The organism is Kocuria sp. NPDC057446 (assembly GCF_042802875.1).
Taxonomy (GTDB): domain Bacteria; phylum Actinomycetota; class Actinomycetes; order Actinomycetales; family Micrococcaceae; genus Kocuria.
In genome coordinates this window covers 1-22504 of sequence record NZ_JBHVDI010000024.1, presented here as the reverse complement: position 1 = coordinate 22504, position 22504 = coordinate 1, and the positions used below count along the sequence as shown (strand labels likewise).

Annotated in this window: 20 protein-coding genes; 9 read left to right on the top strand and 11 right to left on the bottom strand. The window is 73.7% G+C overall.

Annotated elements, in window-relative coordinates; genetic code table 11:
* Positions 1 to 17: 17 nt before the first annotated feature.
* Both ACFU0Y_RS05055 and ACFU0Y_RS05050 read right to left on the bottom strand, forming a co-directional pair.
* Entirely contained in the window at positions 18 to 1199 is a 1182-nt protein-coding gene (locus ACFU0Y_RS05055; RefSeq protein ID WP_380213355.1) for a DUF418 domain-containing protein, read from the bottom strand.
* 64 nt (positions 1200 to 1263) lie between these two features.
* Complete coding sequence (locus ACFU0Y_RS05050) at positions 1264 to 2439, bottom strand: PQQ-dependent sugar dehydrogenase (protein WP_380213354.1); 1176 nt, start codon at positions 2437 to 2439, stop codon at positions 1264 to 1266.
* Between the two features lie 93 nt (positions 2440 to 2532).
* On the opposite strand from ACFU0Y_RS05050, the gene ACFU0Y_RS05045 reads away from it, so the two are divergent.
* Complete coding sequence (locus ACFU0Y_RS05045) at positions 2533 to 3450, top strand: DMT family transporter (protein ID WP_380213353.1); 918 nt, start codon at positions 2533 to 2535, stop codon at positions 3448 to 3450.
* 914 nt (positions 3451 to 4364) lie between these two features.
* On the opposite strand, the gene ACFU0Y_RS05040 is transcribed toward ACFU0Y_RS05045, so the two are convergent.
* From ACFU0Y_RS05040 to ACFU0Y_RS05030, 3 genes are all read right to left on the bottom strand, one after another.
* Entirely contained in the window at positions 4365 to 5591 is a 1227-nt protein-coding gene (locus ACFU0Y_RS05040; protein WP_380213352.1) for an alpha/beta hydrolase, read from the bottom strand.
* Positions 5592 to 6152: 561 nt separating this feature from the next.
* Positions 6153 to 7610 carry an MFS transporter gene (locus ACFU0Y_RS05035; protein ID WP_380213351.1) on the bottom strand — a complete coding sequence of 486 codons (1458 nt, stop codon included), beginning with the start codon at positions 7608 to 7610 and terminating at the stop codon, positions 6153 to 6155.
* A gap of 52 nt (positions 7611 to 7662) precedes the next feature.
* Positions 7663 to 8034: a UBP-type zinc finger domain-containing protein gene (locus ACFU0Y_RS05030; protein ID WP_380213350.1), complete on the bottom strand. Its 372-nt coding sequence runs from the start codon at positions 8032 to 8034 to the stop codon at positions 7663 to 7665.
* A 129-nt stretch (positions 8035 to 8163) separates the two neighbouring features.
* Between ACFU0Y_RS05030 and ACFU0Y_RS05025 the strand changes: the two genes are divergently transcribed.
* Positions 8164 to 9090 carry a DUF5996 family protein gene (locus ACFU0Y_RS05025; RefSeq protein ID WP_380213349.1) on the top strand — a complete coding sequence of 309 codons (927 nt, stop codon included), beginning with the start codon at positions 8164 to 8166 and terminating at the stop codon, positions 9088 to 9090.
* 7 nt (positions 9091 to 9097) lie between these two features.
* Here ACFU0Y_RS05025 and ACFU0Y_RS05020 read toward each other — a convergent pair whose 3' ends face one another.
* A complete protein-coding gene (locus tag ACFU0Y_RS05020; RefSeq protein WP_380213348.1) occupies positions 9098 to 9535 on the bottom strand; it encodes a GNAT family acetyltransferase in 438 nt (145 codons plus the stop codon).
* 130 nt (positions 9536 to 9665) lie between these two features.
* On the opposite strand from ACFU0Y_RS05020, the gene ACFU0Y_RS05015 reads away from it, so the two are divergent.
* Positions 9666 to 10280: a hypothetical protein gene (locus ACFU0Y_RS05015; protein ID WP_380213347.1), complete on the top strand. Its 615-nt coding sequence runs from the start codon at positions 9666 to 9668 to the stop codon at positions 10278 to 10280.
* Positions 10277 to 11875 (top strand): GMC family oxidoreductase, encoded by a 1599-nt coding sequence (locus ACFU0Y_RS05010; RefSeq protein ID WP_380213346.1) that lies wholly within the window; start codon positions 10277 to 10279, stop codon positions 11873 to 11875. The genes ACFU0Y_RS05015 and ACFU0Y_RS05010 overlap by 4 nt, the downstream gene beginning before the upstream one ends.
* 22 nt (positions 11876 to 11897) lie before the next feature.
* On the opposite strand, the gene ACFU0Y_RS05005 is transcribed toward ACFU0Y_RS05010, so the two are convergent.
* Together ACFU0Y_RS05005 and ACFU0Y_RS05000 are read right to left on the bottom strand one after the other, a co-directional pair.
* Positions 11898 to 12695: an IclR family transcriptional regulator gene (locus tag ACFU0Y_RS05005; RefSeq protein WP_380213345.1), complete on the bottom strand. Its 798-nt coding sequence runs from the start codon at positions 12693 to 12695 to the stop codon at positions 11898 to 11900.
* Positions 12696 to 12777: 82 nt separating this feature from the next.
* Positions 12778 to 13098, bottom strand: coding sequence for a putative quinol monooxygenase (locus ACFU0Y_RS05000; protein ID WP_380213344.1), 321 nt, complete (start codon positions 13096 to 13098; stop codon positions 12778 to 12780).
* 135 nt (positions 13099 to 13233) lie between these two features.
* Between ACFU0Y_RS05000 and ACFU0Y_RS04995 the strand changes: the two genes are divergently transcribed.
* From ACFU0Y_RS04995 to ACFU0Y_RS04985, 3 genes are read left to right on the top strand one after another with little or no spacing between them, the layout of a single operon-like run.
* Positions 13234 to 13614: a hypothetical protein gene (locus ACFU0Y_RS04995; protein ID WP_380213343.1), complete on the top strand. Its 381-nt coding sequence runs from the start codon at positions 13234 to 13236 to the stop codon at positions 13612 to 13614.
* Positions 13615 to 13658: 44 nt separating this feature from the next.
* Positions 13659 to 14372 carry a FadR/GntR family transcriptional regulator gene (locus ACFU0Y_RS04990; protein ID WP_380213342.1) on the top strand — a complete coding sequence of 238 codons (714 nt, stop codon included), beginning with the start codon at positions 13659 to 13661 and terminating at the stop codon, positions 14370 to 14372.
* Between the two features lie 8 nt (positions 14373 to 14380).
* Complete coding sequence (locus tag ACFU0Y_RS04985; RefSeq protein ID WP_380213341.1) at positions 14381 to 16495, top strand: bifunctional anthranilate synthase component I family protein/class IV aminotransferase; 2115 nt, start codon at positions 14381 to 14383, stop codon at positions 16493 to 16495.
* Here the strand turns inward: ACFU0Y_RS04985 and ACFU0Y_RS04980 are convergent.
* From ACFU0Y_RS04980 to ACFU0Y_RS04970, 3 genes are all read right to left on the bottom strand, one after another.
* A complete protein-coding gene (locus tag ACFU0Y_RS04980) occupies positions 16492 to 17901 on the bottom strand; it encodes an aminomethyl transferase family protein (protein ID WP_380213340.1) in 1410 nt (469 codons plus the stop codon). The two genes, ACFU0Y_RS04985 and ACFU0Y_RS04980, sit on opposite strands and share 4 nt — an antisense overlap.
* 61 nt (positions 17902 to 17962) lie before the next feature.
* A complete protein-coding gene (gene purU, locus ACFU0Y_RS04975) occupies positions 17963 to 18817 on the bottom strand; it encodes a formyltetrahydrofolate deformylase (protein WP_380213366.1) in 855 nt (284 codons plus the stop codon).
* Positions 18818 to 18834: 17 nt separating this feature from the next.
* Positions 18835 to 19707: a methylenetetrahydrofolate reductase gene (locus ACFU0Y_RS04970; RefSeq protein WP_380213339.1), complete on the bottom strand. Its 873-nt coding sequence runs from the start codon at positions 19705 to 19707 to the stop codon at positions 18835 to 18837.
* Between the two features lie 210 nt (positions 19708 to 19917).
* Here ACFU0Y_RS04970 and ACFU0Y_RS04965 point away from each other — a divergent pair, with 210 nt between their 5' ends.
* Positions 19918 to 21051 (top strand): mandelate racemase/muconate lactonizing enzyme family protein, encoded by a 1134-nt coding sequence (locus ACFU0Y_RS04965; protein ID WP_380213338.1) that lies wholly within the window; start codon positions 19918 to 19920, stop codon positions 21049 to 21051.
* A 143-nt stretch (positions 21052 to 21194) separates the two neighbouring features.
* Positions 21195 to 22469, top strand: a complete 1275-nt coding sequence (locus ACFU0Y_RS04960) for an ABC transporter substrate-binding protein (RefSeq protein WP_380213337.1) — start codon at positions 21195 to 21197, stop codon at positions 22467 to 22469.
* Positions 22470 to 22504: the final 35 nt, after the last annotated feature.

Genomic DNA, 22504 nt, shown 5'->3' with positions numbered 1-22504 from the left:
CGTCGGGGACCGGGTTCTCAGCCCCCGGCGGGCACGGCCTCGAGAACGCGCCGCGCGCCGGTGACCCGCGCCGTGATCTCCTCCAGCGGCCCCCGCGGGAACCGGCGCAGCCACAGGTGGGCGAAGCCCAGCACGGCGGCGCAGACGACCAGCCAGCCGAGGACGGTGACGGGCAGCCGGTACGGCGACGCGGCCACGGCCAGACCCGCGCCCCAGCCGTAGAACAGGGCCGAGGCCACCAGGTTCTGCAGCAGATAGCAGCTCAGGGCGGCCCGCCCGACCTCCGCGAGCCGCCGGGCGGGCCAGGACGGACGGCGGCCGGCTCGGCGCACGCCGAGGTGGGCCACGAGCGCCAGCAGACCCGTCGCCCCGACAGGGGCGGTGGTGTAGCGGGCGAGGAAGGCACCGGCCTGTCCGCCCAGGACGTTCAGGCCGAGGTCCAGGGGCGGAGCGGCGCCGAGGCCCAGGACCATGAGCCGGCGCCGCCACCGGCCGCCCTCCGGGGCGAAGAGACCGGCCTCCCACAGGAACCGTCCGGTGAGGAACACGGCCACCCCCAGCCCGAGGATCAGGACGGGCTCGGCACGGAACAGGACGGCGGCGTCCACGCGCAGCAGCACGAGCTCCCACCAGGTGCCGTCGGCGTAGGGGTTCGGACGGGACAGGGCCTGGGCCGGGTCCCCGGCGGGGACGACGACGAGGACTGCCGTCAGCACCCCGATCACCGCGACGTGCGCCGCGGCGCACAGCAGGGCGGCGACGCGCTGCACCCGTTCCGAGGTGGTCACCAGCCATGCCACGACCATCCCCGTCAGCGCGTAGCCCATCAGGACGTCGAACTCGACGATCAGCAGGTAGTTGACGAGCCCGTCCAGGAACAGGATCCCTGCCCGCACCCCGTAGGAGCGGGGCCACGGGCGTCCGCGCCGCCGGGCGGACGCGTGCTGGACGGCGAGCCCGATCCCGAAGAGGAGCATCAGCAGGCCCAGGAACTTGCCGTTGGCCGCGGCCATCAGCAGCGCCTCGACCATCCGTGGGACCTGGTCGACGGTCCCGGCGAGGGGGTCGACCAGATAGCCCAGGAAGCCGCCCGGATGGCTGAAGATCCAGATGTTGGTGGCGAGCGTGCCGAGGATCGCGAGGCCGCGCGCCACGTCGAGGGCCGCGACGCGGCAGGGACCGGGAGGAGGAACGGGCATGGGTCCACCCTGCTACGTCCCCGGCCCGCCGCGGATCCGCCGGAGGACGGATCTGCGGAACCGGTCAGCCCTCGGGCGGCCGCGGGGTGACGCGCAGGACCGCGTCGTCGCCGCCGTTGGAGGTGGTGACCCACAGGGCGCCCTCCCCGTCGAGGGTCAGGGAGCGCAGCCGGCCGTACTCGTTCTCCAGCTCCGCCATGCGGGTCCGCCCCGTGACCGCGGCGTCCTCGACCCGGTAGACCCCCACCCCGGTGTTCTTCAGCTCCGCCACGGCCAGCGCGCCGTCCCACGCGCCCCACTGCTGCCCGTCGAGGAAGACCGCTCCGGCGAGGGCGACGGTCGGGCGCCCGGAGGACCAGGCGGCCCCGACCGCGTCGGGGTGCTTCTCCAGATCGGTCATCGGCACGGACTCGTCGTAGCCGGGCACCGGGTCCCACCCGTAGTTGCCGCCGGGCTCGAGGACGTTGATCTCGTCGTCCGTGCCGGGGCCGTGCTCCGCCGACCACACCGTGCCCGTCCCGGGCTGCACCGCGAGGCCCTGGACGTTGCGGTGGCCGACGGTGTGGACGGCGGCGGCGGGCCCGTCCCGGTCGGCGAACGGGTTGTCCCGCGGGACCGTCCCGTCGGGGCGCAGCCGCAGCGTCTTGCCGCCGAGCGAGTCCGGGTCCTGCGGGTTCTCGCCCTGCGCGGCGTCCCCGGTGCCCACCAGCAGGGTGCCGTCCGGGTGGAAGCGCAGCCGGCAGCCGCTGTGCCGGCCGGAGCTGATGGGCAGGCCCTCGACGACCGTCCCGGTGCGCTCGGCCGCCGCGGCGTCCTCGTCGAGCCGCCAGCGGGTGACCCGCACGTCCCGCGGTCCGCCGTCCTCGGTCCGCGTCGCGTGGCACAGGAAGATCTCCCGCGTCCGGTCGAAGTCCGGGGAGACCTCCAGGCCCATCAGCCCGGCCTCGCTGCCCACGAACAGGTCGTCCAGGTCGGCCGCGACCTTCCGGGTGCCCCGCTCGTCGTGGGCCAGCAGCCGGCCGGCCCGCTCCGTCACCAGCACGGTGCCCGCCGGGGTGAGGGCCACGTCCCACGCGAGCTCGAGGTCCTCCACGACGACCTCGACGTCCAGGGCGGGCGCGCCCGCCGGCCCGTCCAGGCGGTCGCCGGTGGCCATGGGCCCGCCGCCGTCCGCGGCGCAGCCGGTCAGCAGCAGCGCCAGCACGGCCGGCACGCACACGGCCCCCGCGCGGATGTCCATGGTGGCAATCTACTCCGCTCCCCGCCGGAGCGGGCCCGTAGGATCGGGGCAGCCCGGCCGGCACGGGGTGCAGAGCGGATCGGAGGTGCGGCGGTGGACCACGCCCCGGCCGGTCACGCCCGGCTGATCCTCCTGGGCGCCGTGGCGCCGGTCGTGTGGGGCACGACCTACGTGGTCACCACCGAGCTGCTGCCGCCGGACCGCCCCATGACCGCGTCCCTGCTCCGGGCCCTCCCGGCCGGTCTGCTGCTGCTCGCCATGACCAGGCAGCTGCCGCCGCGCGCCTGGTGGGGACGGTTCGCGGTGCTCGCGCTGCTCAACTTCGGGGCGTTCTTCCCCCTGCTCTTCCTCGGCGCGTACCGCCTGCCGGGCGGCCTCGCCGCGGTCGTCGGCTCCGCCCAGCCCCTGGTCGCGGCCCTCCTGCTCCTCCTGGCCTTCCGGCAGGGCACCCCGCTCCCCCGGGTGCTCTGGTCCCTCACCGCGGTGGCGGGCGTGTCCGTGGCCGTGTTCGCCGGCACCGTCACCTTGGACGCCCTGGGCCTCGCCGCGGCCCTCGCCGGCACCGCGGTCATGGCCGCCGGGGTGGTCCTGACCCGCCGGTGGGGGCTGCCCGAGGGCATGAACGGACTCGCGGCGACCGGCTGGCAGCTCGCGCTCGGCGGTCTCATGATCGCGCCGCTCGTGCCGCTGCTGGAGACCGGGGCGTTCGTCCTGGACCTGCCGGCCGTGCTCGGCTACGCCTGGCTGGCGCTGCCGGGCGGCGCCGTCGCCTACGCCGCGTGGTTCCACGCCGGCCGGCGCGTGCCGTCCACCAGCCTGACCCTGCTGATCCCGCTGACCCCGGTGACGGCCGCCGCCCTGGGGTGGCTGCTGCTGGACGAGACGCTCACCGGGCTCCAGGCCGCGGGGTTCGGGCTGGCCCTCGTCGCCTCCCTGGCCGGTCAGCTGCCGGGTCTGCCGCGCCCCGGGCTCCGCCGCGGGGGCGCGGGGCGAGGACGGCCGCAGCCGTGACGCCGGCCGCCCCTGCCAGAGCGGAGACCGCCGGCCAGGGGTGGCGCCCGGCCGTCTGCACCGCCACGCCGGCCAGCCCCCACACCACGGCTGCGGGATAGGCCCGGGACACGGGCCGCCGCCAGGCGGCGGCCCCGGTCGACGCGGCCGTGGCGGCCAGCAGGACCGCGGCCCGGGCCTCCGGCGCCGCGGCTCCCGGCAGCGCCCCGACCTCGATGAGCGCCTCCGCACTGGCCACCACCGAGGCCAGGCCGAGCCAGCCCGCGAACAGCCCCAGTGGCGCCCTGACCAGCCACCGGTCGGCCGCGGAGGCACGCTCGACGGGATCGGCCGGTTCTGCCCGGGCGTAGGCGGTCCACGCCGCAGCGGCCGTCGCGGCGACCAGCGGCAGCTGGAGCCACGGGAGGTCCTGCGTCCTGGCCCACAGTCCGGACAGCCCCACGGCGCACGCCGTCGGAACGCCGGTGCGGCGGAGGAGGGCGTCCGCCCGGGCGGACGGCCTCGCCTGACGGACCGTGTAGCCGATGATCCCGCCGTAGACGGGCACCCAGATGACGAAGGCGCCGTCCGCGGGCACGAGCAGGCTGCGGCCGTCCTCGGCCGTTCCGTAGTCCGCCGTGACACCGCTGAGGATGCCCCCGGCCACGGCGCCCACGACCACGCTCTGGCGGATCACGTCACGATTCTTCATGACATCCCTCTGTTCCTCGTCCTGTGTCCTCCCGGTCGGCCTGCGGAAGCGGCCCGCCCCGGTCCTGACGCGGGCCGGAAAATCAAGTGGTGATCCGTGACCCGCGTCTCAGTAGGATGGGCCGGAGCTGCCGGATCTTCCTGATTTCCCTGGTGGCTGGGCCGGTGCGGGGGCGATCTCGTACCGGCCGCTTTCTGCCCGCTCCGCGAGGGACTCCCCCGGCTCAGCAGGTCCCTTCCTCCGCCGGCAGCACACCCGCCAGGAGGTAGTCGTTGACGATGGCGTCGATGCATGTGTCACCCCGTGTGTAGGAGGTGTGCCCCTCCCCCTCGCGAGTCAGCAGGTGCCCGCCCTCGAGCTGCTCGGCGAGCGCCTGTGACCACGCGTAGGGCGTGACCGGGTCCCCCGTACTCCCCACGACCAGGATGGGCCCGGCCCCGGCAGCGTCGATCGTGACCGGCTCCCGGACGGGATCGTAGGGCCAGGCCCCGCAAATCACCTCTCCGTGACTTAACCAGTCGCCGAGGGTCGGCGACGCCTCCTGCAGTTGCTCGTCGAGCGCCGCCATCGCGGCGGGATCGGTGTCCACCGGATGGTCGAGACAGTTGACCGCGATGTGGGCCTCGTACGCATTGCCCGAGTATCTGCCGTCCGGACCGCGGCCCCAATAGACGTCCGCCAGGAACAGCAGCCCCGTCCCGTCGCCCTGTTCCATGGCCTGGCGGAGGAACTGGCTCAGATCCGGCCACGCCCGGACCTCCGGCAAGAGGAGCGAAATGCCATAGATCGCTTGGTCAACGGTGAGCGCACGCTCGTCGGTGGTGGGCAACGGGTCCGTCTCGAGTCGCTCGAGCAGGTCCCGGATCTGCGCCACGGCGTCGTCCACGGTGCCGTCGAACGGGCAGCCTTCCTGGGGCAGGCAGGAGGCGGCGTAGGCGCGAAGGGTTCGCTCGAGGGCCGCGGCGTGACCGAGCGTGCGCTCTGCAGCATCGAGGCTCGGGTCAAGCGCCGCGTCGAGGACAAACCGTCCCGTGCGCTCGGGGAAGATCTCGGCGTAGGTGGCGCCCAGGTCGGTCCCGTAGGAGTAGCCGAGGTAGTCGAGCTCCTCTTCGCCCAGCACCGCCCGCAGGATGTCCAGGTCCCTCGCGGCGCTGACGGTGTCGACCTCGCCCAACAGGGACCCGGTATTCGCCGCGCACGCCGCGGCGAACTGTTCGGAGAACGCGGTGAGTTCGGAGAGCCCCTCGGCCGTATCAGGATCGAACCGGGCGGCGCGCAGCTCGTCCAGCGTGGCGTCGTCCACACATTCCACCGCCGTGGACGCGCCCACACCGCGCGGGTCGACGCCGACGATGTCGTAGGCCGTACGGACCGACGGGTCCAGCCCCGATGCCCACGCCTCGATCGATCCTGCCACGGTCACTCCGGGACCGCCGAAGTCGACCAGCATGGATCCTCGCCGGGCGGAAGGATCGGAGCTCGCCAGCCGTGTCAGCGCCAGTTCGATCTCGCCCCCAACGGGGTGGTCGTAGTCCAGTGGAACGCGCGCCCGTGCGCACTCCGCGGCCACGCCGCACGCGGTCCACACGAGTTCCTGGGCGTAGAACTGCTCGAGCCCAGGAGCGGGTTGAGTAGCCCTGGCCGCATCGGTCTGCGGCTCGACCCCGGCCTCCACGGCGGTGGCGGCCGGCCCGCCGGCCAGGAGCGCGGCGAGGGCCAGCGCGGACCCTCCCCCACGTCCGCGTCCCCGATGTGGTCGCCGTTCACGGGCACGGGGTAAGGCGGCAATTGCAGTGATGAGGGAAGGGCGCACGGCACATCACGTCCTCGGGACGATCCGGCCGGGAAGCGAAGCGGAATCCCGCGCGACTGCGCGAGCATACCGGTGCCCCACCGGCTTCGCTGCTGCTCGGGCGGTGAGGGCGTCCCGGCGCACCGCCGTGTCCGAGCATCCTCGAACATCTGTCCAGCGACGAGGGGGCTTCAGAGTAGAGACGCACTGCGGAGCGGGTCAACAATGTGTCGCGCGGCGAAGCCGTCCCGGGCCGCCCCGCGCCGTGGGGCGCAGGACCACCGCGGACAGCAGCCCGCCCACGGCCAGCAGACCCGCGCAGACCCCCATCACCACGGGGAAGCCGTCGCGCAACCGGGCCGGGTCGGTGAGGCCGGTCTCCCCGAGCCCGCCCACGAGCGGGATCGCCGCGACCGCGAGCAGTCCCGCCGTGCGCGCCACCGCGTTGTTGACGCCGCTGGCCAGCCCGGCCTGCTCCGTGGGCAGCGCACCGAGGACCGTGGCGGTCAGCGGGGTGACCAGGAGGGTCAGCCCCGCGCCGAAGACCGCGGCCGGGAGCAGCACCTCCAGGAGGTAGTGCGCCCCGGGCCCGGCCCGGCCCAGCAGGAGCACCCCGAGCGCGGCGAGCAGCGGACCGGCCGTCAGGGGCAGCCGCGGCCCCCTCCGGTGCGCCAGGGCACCGGCCGACGGCGAGAGCAGCAGCATCAGGGCGGTGACGGGCAGCAGCGAGAGCCCGGCCGCCACGGGCGAGAACCCCGCCCCCACCTGGAGGGCGACGACGAGCACGAAGAAGACCGCGCCCAGGCCGGAGTAGAGCACGAAGGTGATGACGTTCGCCGCGACGAACAGCCGCCGCCCGAGCAGGGCGGGCGGCAGCAGCGGGGACTCCGCCCGGCGTTCCCGGAGCAGGAACGCCCCCAGCAGCCCCGCCCCGGCCGCGAGCGCCCCGCCCACGGCCGGGACCGACCGGTCGTCGCCGGCCGCGGCGGTCAGCCCGAGCGTCAGCGCCGCCAGACCGGCCACCAGCAGCGCGGCGCCCGGCACGTCCAGCTGCGGGCAGGCCGCCGGGTCCCTCGACTCGGGCACGTGCCGGCGGGCGATCAGCACCACCGCGAGCGCCAGCGGCAGGTTGACCAGGAACACCCACCGCCAGGAGGTGGCCTGGACCAGCCAGCCGCCCGCGAACGGCCCCACGGCCGAGGCCACCCCCGTGAGCCCCGACCAGGCGCCGATGGCGCGGGCCCGGTGCTCCGGCGCGAAGGAGGCCTGCAGGATCGCGAGCGCGGTCGGCACCAGGAGGGCCCCGCCGATCCCCTGCACGGCGCGCGCGGCGACGAGGACGGTGACGTCCGGGGCCAGGCCGCACAGTGCGGAGGCCCCGGCGAAGCAGCCGACGCCGATCAGGAAGATCCTGCGCCGGCCGAACCGGTCCCCCAGCGAGCCGCCCAGCAGGACGAGGGCGGCCAGCGTCAGCGTGTACCCGTTGACCACCCAGGTCAGCCCGGTGCTGCCCGCGTCCAGGTCCGCGCCGACGGACGGCAGGGCGATGCTCACCACGGTCGTGTCGATGAACGTCAGGGCCGAGCCGAGCACGGTGGCGGCCAGCACCCACCGGGCCCGCCGCTGCCCCCACGACAGCAGCCGGGGCGCGGCTGCGGGGCCGCGTGGGGCGGTCATGGCCGGGCGCGCGGCGGACGGGGCACCGGCGGACGGAGCACCGGTGGACGCGTCACCGGTGCACGTGCCGGCGCCAGTCGGCGGGCACGGCACCCTCGGGGCCGGGAACAGGCTGGTCCTCGGGGCGGTGCCGGGGCGGGGCCAGGTCCGGCCCCCGGGTGAACGACCCGGTGGCGTAGTCCCAGTACCAGGACTCCCCCGGCTCGAAGCTGCGCACGTACCGGTGGCCGGTCCGCCGGTGGTGGGCCGTGGCGTGCTGGGCCGGCGAGGTGTCGCAGCAGCCGACGTGGCCGCACCGGGCGCACCGGCGCAGGTGCACCCACCACCCGCCGGCCTCCAGGCACTCGGCGCAGCCCGTGCCGCTCGGCGGGACGCCCTCGTCGACGTCCTCGCCCATGTCGTCGTTCACGTCGTCGTCGCTCATGCCGACCACCTCCACCGCGCAGGACGCCGCCCACCGCGGCCTCCCGCACCACTGTGGCACTTCCGCCGGACCGCGGACACCCCTGGACGCCGTGCAGTCCGGACCGCACACTGGAGCGCAGGAGGAGCCATGACCCACGCCGCCTTTCCCGAGATGCCCTACGAGTCCTGGCGGGACACCCTGGACACCGTCCACCGGTTCGCGCAGGTGGTCGGCAAGGTGCGGCTGGCGGCCGCGCCGCGCCGCAACCACTGGTGGAACGTCCCGTTCCACGTCACCGGCCGCGGCATCACCACCCGCCCGATGGGACGGGACCCGGTCTTCGCGATCGACTTCGACTTCCTGGACCACCGCCTCGACGTGAGCACCGCCGCCGGGGCCCGGCACTCCTTCGCCCTGCCGGGGCTGTCCGTCGCCGAGTTCCACGCCCGGGTCCTGCACGCCTTGGAGGCGGTGGGGGCCGAGGTGGTCATCGCCCGTCCGCACCCGTTCGACCTGCCCGACTCCGGGCGCCCGTTCGGCGCCGACACCGAGCACGCCGCCTACGACCCCGCCGCCGTCACCCGCTACTGGCAGGTCCTGGGCCAGGTGAACCTGCTGCTGGAGGAGTTCGCCGCCGGCTGGTCCGGGAAGACGAGCCCCGTGCACCATTTCTGGCACACGTTCGACATCACCGTGACCCGTTTCGCCGACCGCTCCGTGGATCCCCCGCCCGGCACGGACCCGGTCACCCGGGAGGCCTACTCGCGGGAGGTCATCAGCTCCGGGTTCTGGTTCGGGGACCCCGCCTTCCCGGCGCCGGCCTTCTACTCCTACACGGCCCCGGAGCCCGACGGGCTGGCCGACGAGCCCCTGCGACCGGAGGCCGCGTCCTGGAGCGAGCGCGGCACCGGCCACCTCGCGGTCCTGCGCTACGACGACGTGCGGGTGCTGCCCGATCCCCACGGCGCCGTGCTGGAGTTCTGGGACAGCGCCTACCGGGCCGGCGCGCGCCGCAGCGCCTGGGACTTCGCGCGCTACGACTGCCCGCAGGGCGTCACCGATCCCCTCGGCTGAGCCGGGGTCAGCCGCTCTGCTGGGCCTGCCGCTCGGGGTCGAAGAACTTCCCGAGCACCACGGTGTCCTGCACGGCGTAGCCCATCCGTTCGTAGAACTCGCGGGTGCCCGTGTTCGTGCCGCGGACCATGAGCTGCATCTTCGGGATGCCGTGCCCGGCCACCCACCGCTCGGCCGCGGCCATCAGATCGCGGCCCAGTCCCCGGCCCCGGCGGGACGGGTGCACGGCCACGTAGTACACCCAGCCGCGGTGGCCGTCGTGGCCCACCATGGCGGTGCCGGTCAGGCGGCCCTCCTCGACGGCGGCCAGCACGGTGGAGGACGGGCTCCCGAGCGCCCGCTCCAGGTCCGCGCGCGGGTCGTTCCAGGGGCGGGTCAGCCCCGCCTCCTCCCACAGGGACACGGCGTCCCCGTGCAGGTGCTCCGGCAGTCGCTCGACGATCACACGGCCTCCTTCGGTCGGCCCATGCTCTCACGGGCGCCGATTCTCGTCCTGCGATAACGGGCCTGGCCCCGCGGCGTGCGCTGGATCACACTTCGAGTCACACCCGTCACCGCCGACGAGGAGGAGACCCATGGTCTATCCCGCGAAGTACTCCGCTCTCAACGCCCTCGCCCTGACCGACGAGGCGAAGCGCACCCTCACCCGCGTCATCCGGGTGGCGTTCCCCCACCCCCGGATCCCCGACGGCCCGTACGAACGGATGGCGGAGAAGATCGCCGCCGAGGCCGAGTCCTCCACGTGGTTCCGGATGGCCCTGACCCAGGGGCTCCTGACCCTGAACTCGCTCAGCGACGCCCCGTTCGTGGACCTGCCGGACGACGCCGCGCTCAAGGTGCTCCGGCGGATCGCCGACCTCGAGTTCTTCGGCTTCATCCGCCGCACCACCGTGCTGCACCTCTACGACGACCACGAGGTGTGGGAGGCCCTGGGCTACGAGGGCGAGTCCTTCTCGAAGGGCGGCTATCTGCACCGCGGCTTCGACGACCTGGACTGGCTGCCGGACCCGCGCGTCGAGGAGTCCGAGGAGGAGCTGACCGAGTGCGGGCCCCTCGGCTACCCGGTGGCGACCGCCGCCCCGAAGGAGGGCTGGAACCTGGACCAGCAGGGCGCCTCCGAGACCACCGACGAACCCTTCAGCGACCTCTTCAAGGGGTCGGACGTCATCGACCACGGAGAGACCGCATGACCACCACGCCCCAGGACCAGCAGCGCGCGGCGCAGATCGACCTCGACGACGACACTGCCGTCGTCGTCATCGGCTCCGGAGCCGGCGGAGGCACCCTCGCCCACGAGCTCGCGGAGAAGGGCGTCAAGGTGGTGCTCCTCGAGGCCGGGCCGCACCTGACCCCGGACGACTGGGTCAACGACGAGTGGGAGGCCTTCCACCAGATGGCATGGCTGGACCCGCGCACCACCACGGGGTCGTGGCGGATCGCCCGGGACTTCCCCAACCTCCCGGCGTGGATCGTCAAGGCCGTCGGCGGGACCACCACCCACTGGTCCGGGGCCACCCCCCGGTTCAAGGCCCACGAGTTCCGCACCCGCAGCGTCTACGGGCGCGTCGACGGCGCCAACCTCCTGGACTGGCCCATCGGCCTGGAGGACCTCGCCCCGTACTACGACCGTGCCGAGCGGAAGATCGGCAGCACCCACCGCCACGGCCGCCCCGCACTGCCTGCGAACAACAACTACAAGGTGCTCGCCGCGGGCGCGGAGAAGCTCGGCTACCGGCACTACGCGACCGGCCCCTACGGGACCAACGCGGAACCGTACGACGGGCGCCCGGCCTCGGTCCAGGACGGGTTCAACTTCCAGGGCGACAAGAACCGCTCGAAATGGTCCACGCTCGTCTCGGAGATCCCCAAGGCCCTGCGCACCGGCAACCTCGACCTGCGCGCGGACAGCCACGCCGTGCAGATCACCCACACGGAGCGGGGCCTGGTCGACAGCGTGCTCTACGTCGACGGCGAGGGCCGGGTGCAGCGGCAGCGGGCGCGGCTCGTGGCGGTGGCGTGCAACGCGATCGAGACGCCCCGGCTGCTCATGCTCTCGGGCTCCCCGCTGTTCCCGGACGGGCTCGCGAACTCCTCCGGGCAGCTGGGCCGCAACTACATGCGGCACACCACGGGCTCGATCTACGCGCAGTTCGACCGGCCGGTGCACATGTACCGGGGCGAGACGATGGCCGGGCTCGTCGCGGACGAGTCCCGGCACGACATCGACCGCGGCTTCGCCGGCGGCTATTACATGGAGACGATCTCCCTGGGCCTCCCCTTCCTCGCCAGCTTCGTGGACCCCGGCTCCTGGGGGCCGGAGTACACGGCCCTGCTGGACGGCTACGAGAACACCGCCGGGATGTGGGTGGTGGGCGAGGACATGCCGCAGGAGCGCAACCGGGTGACCCTCAACTCCTCCGTGACGGACCACCTGGGGCTGCCCGTGCCCAACGTGCACTTCGACGACCACCCGAACGACGTCGCGATGCGCAACCACGGCTACCAGCAGGCGTCCCTGCTCTACGAGTCCGTGGGCGCGACCTCCGTGCACCACACCCCGCCCTATCCGTCGACCCACAACATGGGCACGGCCCGGATGAGCGAGCGGCCCGAGGACGGGGTGACCAACGCGTTCGGCCAGACCCACGACGTGCCGAACCTGTTCGTCGCGGACGGCTCGCTGTTCACGACCGGCGCGGCGGCGAACCCGACGCTGACGATCGTGGCCCTGGCCGTCCGGCAGGCGGACTACATCGCCGAGCAGCTGGCGGGCCGGCACCTGTAGCCGCCGTGCGGCGGAGGGCTGCTCAGCCGGTCGCGGACCGGTCCGGGCAGCCCTCCGCCGCGCGCAGGGCCCGTCCCACCCGGTCCGCGGCGTCCCGCAGGACGGGTGCGACCGTCCGGTGCCGCCGCTCGAAGTCGGCGGGGCGCAGGGACACGGCCACGGACCCGAGGGTGCGCCCGGCGGAGTCGACCACGGGCGCGGCCAGGCACGACGCCCCCGGCACGAACTCCTCCCGCTCCACGGCGATGCCCTCCGCGCGCACCCGCCCCAGCTCGCGTCCGAGGTCCTCCGGGGTGCTGAGCGTGCGGTCCGTCAGCGGCCGCATCCCGTGGCGGCCGAGGTAGTCCGCCACCTCGTCGTCGTCCATGCGGGAGAGCAGGATCTTGCCGAAGGCCGTGGCGTGCGCGGCGTCCGTGAAGCCGAAGCCCATGGGGTCGATGCGCGGCCGGCGCGGGGAGTCGACGACGTGCGCCACCACGATGGCGTCCCCGCGGTAGACCGCGAAGTAGGCGGCGGCGTCGGCGCTCCCGTGCAGCTCCTGCACCGCGCGGCGGACGGTGGCGGGGACGGCGACCTGCTGGCGCAGGGACGCGTCGAGGGCGTGGAGCTTGTAGCCCAGGCCGTAGCGGCGCTGGTCCCGGAGGTGCACCACGTGCTCGGAGGCCACGAGGGTCTGCAGCAGCCGGTAGACCGAGGGCAGCGGCATCCCGAGCTCGGTGCTGATGTCCTTGGCCGTGGCACCGCGGGGGTCCGCGGCGACCACGTCCAGGAGCGCGAAGGCCTTCTGCACGGAGGCCATGCCGGGGTCGCGTGCGGTCATGCCTCACATTCTGGCGTGCCGGGTTGCACCTGCCAACAGCCCGGGGGCCAGGCCCCCGGGCCGGCGGTGCCCCGGAGGTCGGTCAGTCGACCGTGAGCTCCCCCATCCGGTTCCAGCCCGAGGCCGAGATCTGCTCGCTGATGATCTGCGGGGTCTCCACGAGCGCCCGCGGGGCCTCCGCCGTGAACTTCTCGAAGTGCTCGCTGTTCACATGCGGGCCCGCGCCGTCGTCCTCGAAGGCCTCGACGAGCACGAACTCGTGGGGGTCCTCCACGCTGCGGGACCAGTCGAACCACAGGTTGCCCGGCTCCGCGCGGGTGGCCTCCGTGAACTCCCGGGAGAAGTCGACCCAGCGGTCGGCCCACTCCGGCTTCACCTTGAACTTGACGACGATGAAGATCATCCCTGCTCCCTTCTCGCGGACGCCCCGCAGCACCCGGGGCTCTCCGTGCCAGTGTCACGGCCCGTGGAGCGGCCCGCCAAGGCAGGTTATCGCGGACCGATAACGACGGCGCCCGGCTGCCCGTACCGTGGACCCATGACCGATCCAGCTCCGGCACCGCCGACCGCACCCGAGACCGTGGACCTCGACGGGAGGACGTTCGTGGGCGTGCGCAACACCGCCGACGGGGACGTGGGCACCGACACGCTCTTCGCCTACCACCAGGAGGGCGACCTCGTGTGGGCCGAGTATGCGGGCGGCCCGGTGCGCCGGGGCTTCCTCGTGGGCACCCGCGCCGGGGACGGGCTGAGCTTCCGCTACTCGCACCTGGACACGGCCGGGCAGACCGCCGGCGGGGCGTGCACCTCCCGCATCGAGGTCCTCGGGGACGGCCGGGTGCGCCTGCACGAGACCTGGGCCTGGGAGTCCCGGCCGGGGACCGGCCGCAGCGTGGTCGAGGAGCCCCACCGGCCCTGAGCACCGGGACTGCGAGGACTCCCCCGGGATGGGATCATGTCCCCATGAGCCGCAACCTCACCTCCGCCCTCGTGGACGAGCTCCGGGCCCGCATCGTCGACGGGCGCATCTCCCCCGGCGAGCGCCTGCCCAGCGAGAGCACGCTGATCGCGGAGCACGGGGTCAGCCGCACGGTGGTGCGCGAGGCCGTCGCCCGCCTGCAGGCGGAGGGGCTCGTGCACACCCGGCGCGGCAGCGGCAGCTTCGTGCTCACCCCACCGGCCGCGCCCGGCGGGACGAGCCGGCCGGTGCGGACCCTGCAGGACCGGCGCCGGCTGCTGGCCTTCCGCACCGGGGTCGAGTCCGAGGCCGCCGCGCTGGCGGCCACGGCCCGGGAGGAGCACCAGCTCGCCCGCATGGAGGACGCCCTGACGCGCTCCGAGGAGGAGGTCGACAACCCGGCCGCGTCCCTCGGGAACGACTTCGAGTTCCACCGGACCGTGGCGGAGGCCAGCGGGAACCCGTACTACGTGGACGCCCTGACCGGCCTGGGGCCCGCGATGATCACCATGCCGCCGCGCCGGCTGGACGGCGCCCCGGGCGGTGGGCGCGCGGCGCGGGTCGCCGCCGAGCACCGCTCGGTGCTGGACGCGATCCGGGCCCGGGACCCCCTCGCCGCGTCGGCGGCGATGCGCGCGCACCTGGCGAACTCCCGCTGGCGGCTCGAGGCGGAGGCCGGCGGCAGCGGGCCGTCCGCCACCGCCGCGGAGAACGGCTGAGGCCCGGCATGGCGAGGCAGGAGATCCTCACCGGGGTCCGGCTGACCCCGGTGCAGATGCTGCGGGCCCTGCGGCACGAGCCCGGGCTGGTGGGGCTGTTCGGCGACTGGCACGGCGGGGACACCGTGATCGGCGTCCGGCCGCTGCGCGTGCTGGGCGCCGACGAGGACCCCTTCGCCGCCCTGGACGCGCGAGCCCCGCACGAGGACGGCTCCCCCGAGGAGGAGGGTTCCCGCGAGGAGGACGGTCCGCCGGAGGAGCACCGGACGGACGGCCCCGGGCCCGCCGTGGGCGGCGGCTGGATCGGCTACCTCGGCTACCAGCTGGCCCGGCGGCTCGAGCGGCTCCCCGCGGCCCCGCCGCGCGCCGCCCTGCTGCCGGACCACCACCTCGGCTACTACGACCACGTCCTGCGCCACCGCGCCGCGGACGGCGCGTGGGTGCTCGAGTGGCTGCCGGGCACGGACCCGGCCCGGCGAGCGGCCGCCCGCGAACTGGCCCGGTCCGCCGCGGACCGCCCGCACGGGCCCGCGCCCTACCGGTGCGGGTCCTTCACGGCCGACGCCTCGGCGGCCGCGCACGCCGCCGCCGTGACCGCGGTGCTGGGCCACATCCGCGACGGCGACGTCTTCCAGACCAACATCTGCCGCGGTCTCGAGGCCGGGTTCGAGGGCGACCCCCTGGACCTGTTCTGCGCCGGCCAGGAGGCCCTGACCCCACGCTTCGCCGCCTTCCTGCGCCTGCCGGAGGGAGCGGTGGCGAGCCTGTCGCCGGAGCTGTTCCTGCGCCGCACCGGGCGCACGGTGCTGACGTCCCCGATCAAGGGCACCGCACCGGCCGCGAGCGATCCGGCGGCCCTGCACGCCTCGGCGAAGAACCGGGCCGAGAACGTCATGATCGTGGACCTGATGCGCAACGACCTCTCCCGCGCGTGCGTGCCGGGATCGGTGCGGGCCCCCGCGGCACCCCGGGTCGAGCCCCACACCGGGGTCCACCACCTGGTGGCGGACGTGCACGGACGGCTGCCACCGGGCCTCGGGGACGGGTCGCTGCTGCGCGCCACGTTCCCCCCGGGGTCCTGCACGGGAGCGCCCAAGATCCGGGCCATGGAGATCGTCAACGCCCTCGAGCCCGCGGCCCGCGGGGTCTACACGGGGGCGGTCGGCTGCGCGGGACCGGCGGGTCTGGTGCTCAACGTGGCGATCCGCACCTTCGAGTTCGCCGGGAACCGGGTCCGGCTCGGGGTGGGCGGCGGGATCGTGGCCGACTCCGACCCCGCGGACGAGACGCACGAGACGCTCGTGAAGGCGGTGCCCCTGCTCGACGCGGTCGGGGCCGCCCTGGACGAGGACCTGCGGCGGGACTGGGACGGGCACCGGCCCGCGACCGCCCTCGAGCTCCTGCCGGACCTGCCGGTGGTCCCGCCCGTCCGCGCGGAGGGAGTCTTCACCACGCTGCTCGTGCGCGAGGGCGCGCCCGTGGACCTCCCGGCCCACCTCGAGCGGCTCGGCGCCAGCTGCCTCGCGTGCTGGGGCGCCGCCCTGCCCGCGGACGTCCGCGCGCAGGTGGTGGACCGGGCCGCCGCGCTGCCCGGCCCCCACCGGCTGCGGATCACGGCCCTGCCCGCCCCGGAGGGCGCCGTGACCGTGACGATCGCCGCCACGGCACTGCCCGCGGAGCCGGTGCCGCCGTGGCGGCTCGTGCCCGTCCGGCTGCCCGGCGGCCTCGGCGGGCACAAGTGGGCGGACCGCCGGGTGCTCGCCCACGAACCCGTCCCGGGCCTGTGGTCGCGCAGCTGCGACCCGCTGCTCGTGGACGCCGACGGCACGCTCCTGGAGACGGGCCGGGCCAACGTCTTCGTCGTCGTCGACGGCGCCGTGCTCACCCCGCCCGCGGACGGCCGGATCCTGCCCGGGGTGGTGCGCGCCCGGGTGCTGGCGGCGCTGCGCGCCGCCGGCGCGGACGTCCGCGAGCGGCCCGTGCGCTGGGAGGAGCTCGCCCGGGCCACCGAGGTGTTCGTGACCAACTCGGTGGCGGGCGTGCACCCGGTCGGGGCGGTCGACGGCGCCGGCCGGTGGGAGCCCGGGCCGGTGCTGGGCTCCCTCCGGCGGCTCCTCGGCTAACCCTGGGCCGAGGCGGTCCGCCAGCCGCCGTGGTACTCCTTGCGGACCACCTCGGAATAGGGCACCGGGCTGACCACGGCGCGTACCTCGAGCTGCTCGTGCGGCTCCACGGTCGTCTTGCGGCTGCCGCCGTCCGGCTCGCCCCAGACCACCTTCAGCTCGGTGCCCTCGGGCACGTTCGGGTCCACGGTGGCCAGGGACAGGCCCTTGCGCTCGTTGTAGCTGTAGCCGGTGAACATGGACAGGCCCACGGTGCGCCCGTCGGCGTCGACCACCGCGTCGTAGTTGGACGAGCCGTAGTTGGCCAGGGGCAGGTCGAAGTACTTGTAGTCCGGGCCCTCGGTGTCGAAGAGGGAGGCGAAGATCTTCTGCATGTCCTCGGCGTTCCAGGCCAGGGTCGCCTTCCGGCGCTGCGTCGAGGGGTCGACCTGCTCCAGGGCGTCGCGGCCGATGAAGTCGTGGTCGAACTTCACGAAGGACCCGTAGCCCAGCTCCCACGGCGTGAGGTAGTAGTCCTCGATGTTCTCGGAGACGAAGCTGCCCGCGAGCGCGTTGGTGGCCTCGTAGCTGTCGGCGCCGAGCCACTTCCGGTAGTCCGCCGTGCCCTCGCCGGTGTAGATCGCCGGCAGCGGGGACGGGATCCAGCCCGACTCGAGGGTGTTCGAGGGATAGGCGCGGGCGCCCACGGGCACGATGCCGAACTCCGCGCCGACCTCGAGGATCGTGGCCCGCACCTGGTCGTAGGACTCGTAGGGGCCCCAGATCTCGAGCCCCGGCTCCCCTGCCATGCCGTGGCGCAGGGTGCGGACCTGGGCGCCGCCCACGCTCATGCGGTCCATCGTGAAGAACTTCAGCTGCTCGAGCGGCCCGCCGTTGAGCTTCTCGATGATCTGCCACGCGGTGGGTCCCTGGATCTGGAAGCGCCAGTACTTGCGGACCACGGGCTTGCCCATCGGACGGGACGGGGAGCGGCGGTCGACCTCGATGTCGACGTCGTAGCCGCCGGTCTCGCCGTGGTAGAGCAGCCAGTTGGCGGCCGGGGCGCGGCCCACGTAGACGTACTCGTCCTCCTCCTGGTGGAAGAGGATGCCGTCGCCGATGACGTGGCCGGACGGGGTGGTGGGCACGTACTGCTTCGCCTTGTTCACGGGGAACGTCTTCGTGCTGTTGATCGCGGTGTCCGAGATCAGGCGCAGCGCGTCCTTGCCGCGGATGAACAGGTTGTCCATGTGGTGGGACTGGTCGTAGAGCACGGCGGTCTCCCGCCACGCCCTCTGCTCGCTGCGCCAGTTGTGGAACTCGGGGGCGACGACGGGATAGACGTACGCGCCGATCTGCGAGTTGCGCAGCAGCTCGACGGTGCCGTTCGAGGCGTCGAGGACGTCCTGGAGAGTGCGGGGTGCCACGGTGAGCTCCTTCTCTGCGGTGGTGCCCCGGCCGCGGGCGCGGCCGGGGCGGGAACGGGGATCAGAACACGATGGTCTGGGGGTCGTGGCGGATGACGCGGTCCTGGCAGTGCCACAGCACGGCGCGGGAGAGCACCTGGCGCTCCACGTCCGCGCCGCGGCGGGCGAGCTCCTGCGCGGAGTCCCGGTGCGAGACCCGGACCACGTCCTGCTCGATGATCGGGCCCTCGTCGAGGTCCTCGGTGACGTAGTGGGCGGTGGCGCCGATGATCTTCACGCCCCGCTCCTTGGCCTTCCGGTACGGCTCGGCCCCGATGAAGGCGGGCAGGAACGAGTGGTGGATGTTGATCACCGGCACCCCGACCGCGGCGAGGAACGAGGAGGACAGGATCTGCATGTAGCGGGCGAGGACCACGAGGTCCACGTTGCCCTGCAGCAGCCGCAGGTGCTCCGCCTCGGCCGCCGCCCTGTCCCCGGTGGGGACGTGGAAGAACGGGATGCCGAAGCCGCGGACGTCCTCGGCCATGTCCGGGTGGTTGGAGACGACCATGGAGATGGTCATGGGCAGCTCGCCCCGGCGCTGGCGCCAGACGAGGTCCAGCAGGCAGTGGTCGGACTTCGAGGCGAAGATCGCCACGCGCCGCGGCACCGAGAGGTCCGTGAACCGCCACTCCAGCTCGAAGCCGTCCGCGAGGGCCGCGCCGAGGTCCTGCTCCAGCGCGGGCCGCAGGGCCGGGTATCCGGGCAGGTGGAACACCGTGCGCTGGAAGAACGCCCCGCCCTCCGGGTCGTCCGAGTGCTGGTCGAGGGCCACGATGTTCGCGCCGTGCCGGGCGAGGACCTCGGTGACGACGGCGACGATCCCCGGCTGGTCCCGGCCGTGCACCACGAGGCTCGCGTGGTCCGGGCGGAGCATCGACGGGTGCGCCGGGCTCACGGGGTCCGCCCGTTCGCGCCGAACTCGCGGACCCACTCGGCCGTGGCCCGCAGCCCGCCGAAGGTGTAGAAGTGCAGCAGCACCTGCCCGTGGACGGCCGGGTCGTGACCGGCGGCGAGGTCGCGCAGGAAGCGGTCCGGGCCCGCGGTGCCCAGCAGGTTCGTCAAGGAGAAGCCGTATTTCTGCACGATGCCGGCCGAGGTGCCCACCCCGAAGCGGCGCGCGTAGCCGAGCAGGCGCTTGACGCCCGCCGGACCCGGCACCCCGATCCGCACCGGGGCGTGGACGCCGCGGCGGCGCACCTCGGCCAGCCACTCGAGCACGGGGTCCTTGTCGAAGCCGAACTGGGTGATGATCTCGGGCTCGAGGCCCTGCTCGCGGATCGCGGCCGTCTTGTCGGTCAGGGCGGACCACAGGACGGCGTCGTCGATGCCGGGGTGGCCCTCCGGATAGCCGCTGACGCCCACTCCGCGCACCCCGTGCTGCTGGAGCACCCCGGTGCGGATCACGGACAGCGAGTCCTCGTAGGGCCCCTCCGGGGTCTCGGGGTCCCCGCCCACCACGAAGACGTGCTCGGCGGCGCCGACCTCCGCGAGCGCCGCGAGGAACTCCTCGAGCTCGGCCTGCGAGCGCAGCCTCCGCGCCGAGAGGTGGGGCACGGGGACGAACCCGTGCTCCCGCACCGCCCGGGCCGCGGCCACGCGCATGGTCAGGTCCTCGTTGCCGAGGAAGGTCACGTTGATCCGGGTGCCCGGCGGGACCACGGCAGCGGCCTCCTCCAGGGCCGGCACGTCCTTGCCCGTCATCTCGAGCGAGAAGTCCTGGAGCAGCGCGGCGGCCGGTCCGGCCTGGGGCGTGGCGTTCGGCATCGGTCCGTGTCCTTTCCGCGGCGCGTGCCCGGGAGCGCGGCCCGCGGGTGGGGTGCAGGGTCTCGCCGCCAGTGTTGCAGGTCACAATAACTATGTACAGAGTGTTTCGACGACGGACCGACTCCCGTACTCCGAGCACACTAGTCATACAAGTGTGTTACTTGTATTATTTGGGCTGACCGTTCCCGCCAAGACCCTCGAGGATCCGCCATGCCGTACACCCCGGACACCGTCCGCCACGTCACGCTCTCCACCGCCACGCTGCCCCTGCGCACCCCCATCTCCGACGCCAAGGTCTTCACCGGCCGGCAGCGCCCGATGACCGAGGTGGTGTTCCTCTTCGCCGAGATCACCACGCAGCAGGGGCACGCCGGAGTGGGCTTCAGCTACTCCAAGCGGGCCGGGGGTCCCGCCCAGTACGCCCACGCGAAGGAGGTGGCCGAGGGCCTGCTCGGCGAGGACCCCAACGACATCGCCAAGGTGTACGACAAGCTGCTGTGGGCGGGCGCCTCCGTGGGCCGCTCCGGGGTGGCCACCCAGGCGCTGGCCGCGATCGACGTGGCCCTCTGGGACCTCAAGGCCAAGCGGGCAGGCCTGCCGCTGGCCAAGCTGCTGGGCGCCCACCGGGACTCGGTGCGGACCTACAACACCTCGGGCGGATTCCTCAACGCCTCCCTGGAGGAGGTGCAGGACCGCGCCACGCGCTCCCTCGAGGAGGGCATCGGCGGGATCAAGATCAAGGTGGGCCTGCCGGACTCGGCCGAGGACCTGCGGCGGGTCGCGGGCGTGCGCGAGCACATCGGCGCGGACGTGCCCCTGATGGTGGACGCGAACCAGCAGTGGGACCGCACCACGGCCCTGCGCATGGGCCGCCGGCTGGAGGAGTTCGACCTCGTCTGGATCGAGGAGCCCCTGGACGCCTACGACGCCGAGGGCCACGCCCAGCTGGCCGCGGCCCTGGACACGCCCGTCGCCACGGGCGAGATGCTCGCCTCCGTCGCGGAGCACGTCCGCCTGATCGAGAGCCGGGCCTGCGACATCATCCAGCCCGACGCCCCGCGGGTGGGCGGCATCACCCAGTTCCTGCGCCTGGCCGCCCTGGCCGACCAGCGCAGACTCGGGCTGGCCCCCCACTTCGCCATGGAGATCCACCTGCACCTGGCGGCGGCCTATCCGCGGGAGCCGTGGGTGGAGCACTTCGACTGGCTCGACCCGCTGTTCGAGGAGCGCCTGGAGACCCGGGACGGACGGATGCTCGTCCCGGGCCGCCCCGGACTGGGCATCACGCTCAGCGGCCAGGCCCGCGCCTGGACCACGGACAGCGTGGAGTTCGGCGTCGCCTAGGGGCGCGGCCGGCGCCCCCGGAGACCGCTCCGACACGGCCGACAAATTTCCGGACGACCCCTTGACCCGTGAGGCAGCTCACAGCTACGCTCTGGAAAACGCTTTCCAAGCACATGGACCACACCCAAGGAGACAAGATCAGCATGAAGCGAACGGGAACCCTCGCGAAGGCCGCCACCGTCCTCAGCGTGTCAGCACTGGCGCTGACCGGCTGCGGCGCCGCCGACGGCGCGAGCGACGACGGCAACGTCGAGCTGCGCTTCGCCTGGTGGGGCTCGGACACCCGCCACCAGCAGACGCAGGAGATCATCGACGCCTTCGAGGAGCAGAACCCGGGGGTCACCGTCGTGGGCGAGTACGGCGACTTCGGCGGCTACTGGGACAAGCTGGCCACGCAGACGGCCTCCAGCGACGCCCCCGACATCATCCAGATGGACGAGAAGTACCTGCGCGAGTACGCCAACAACGGCGCGCTGCTGGACCTCTCCGACGTGGACGTCGCCGAGCTCGACGAGGGGGTCGTGGACAGCGGCCGGACCGAGGAGGGTCTCTTCGGCGTGGCCACGGGCGTCAACGTGATGGCGATGATGGCCAACCCGGCCATCTACGAGGAGGCCGGGGTCGAGCTGCCGGACGACTCCACCTGGACCTGGGACGACTTCTCCGAGGTCGCCCAGCAGATCGACGAGAACACGGACGCCTACGGCATGAGCGGCCCGAACGAGCCGGCCGGCTTCCAGATCTGGCTGCGCCAGCAGGGCAAGGAGCTCACCACGCCCGAGGGCGAGCTCGGCTTCGAGGCCGACGACGCCGCCGGCTACCTGGGCCTGTGGCGCCAGATGATGGAGGACGGCGCCCTGCCCCCGGCCTCGGTGATCACGGAGGACCAGGAGCCGGGTCCCGACCAGTCGCTGACCGGGACCAACGGCGCGGCCATGGGCATGTGGTGGACCAACCAGCTGAGCGCCCTCAACGCCGCGTCCGGCAACCAGCTGGTCCCGCTGCGCTTCCCGAGCACGGACGGCTCGGAGGGCGGTGCGCAGCTCTTCCAGAAGTCGGCGATGTTCATGTCCGGCTCCGCCCGGACGGAGCACCCCGAGGAGGTCAAGGCGTTCATCGACTTCATGGTCAACAGCGAGGAGGCCGGCAAGATCAACCTCGCGGACCGCGGCCTGCCCGCCAACGAGACGGTGCGCGAGGCCGTGCTGCCCGAGCTCAGCGAGGCGGACACCGCGGCCGCGGAGTTCATCGAGGAGATCCAGCCCGAGCTGGGCGAGGCGCTGCCGGTCCCGCCGCTGGGCTTCAGCACCCTGCAGGAGATCCTCTACCGCTACGAGCTGGACGTGTTCTTCGACCGCTCCAGCCCCGAGGACGCCGCACGCAGCATGATCGCCGAGATGGAGTCGGCCATCAGCTGACCCGCACGCTCCGCGGGTGCCGGACGAGACCGTCC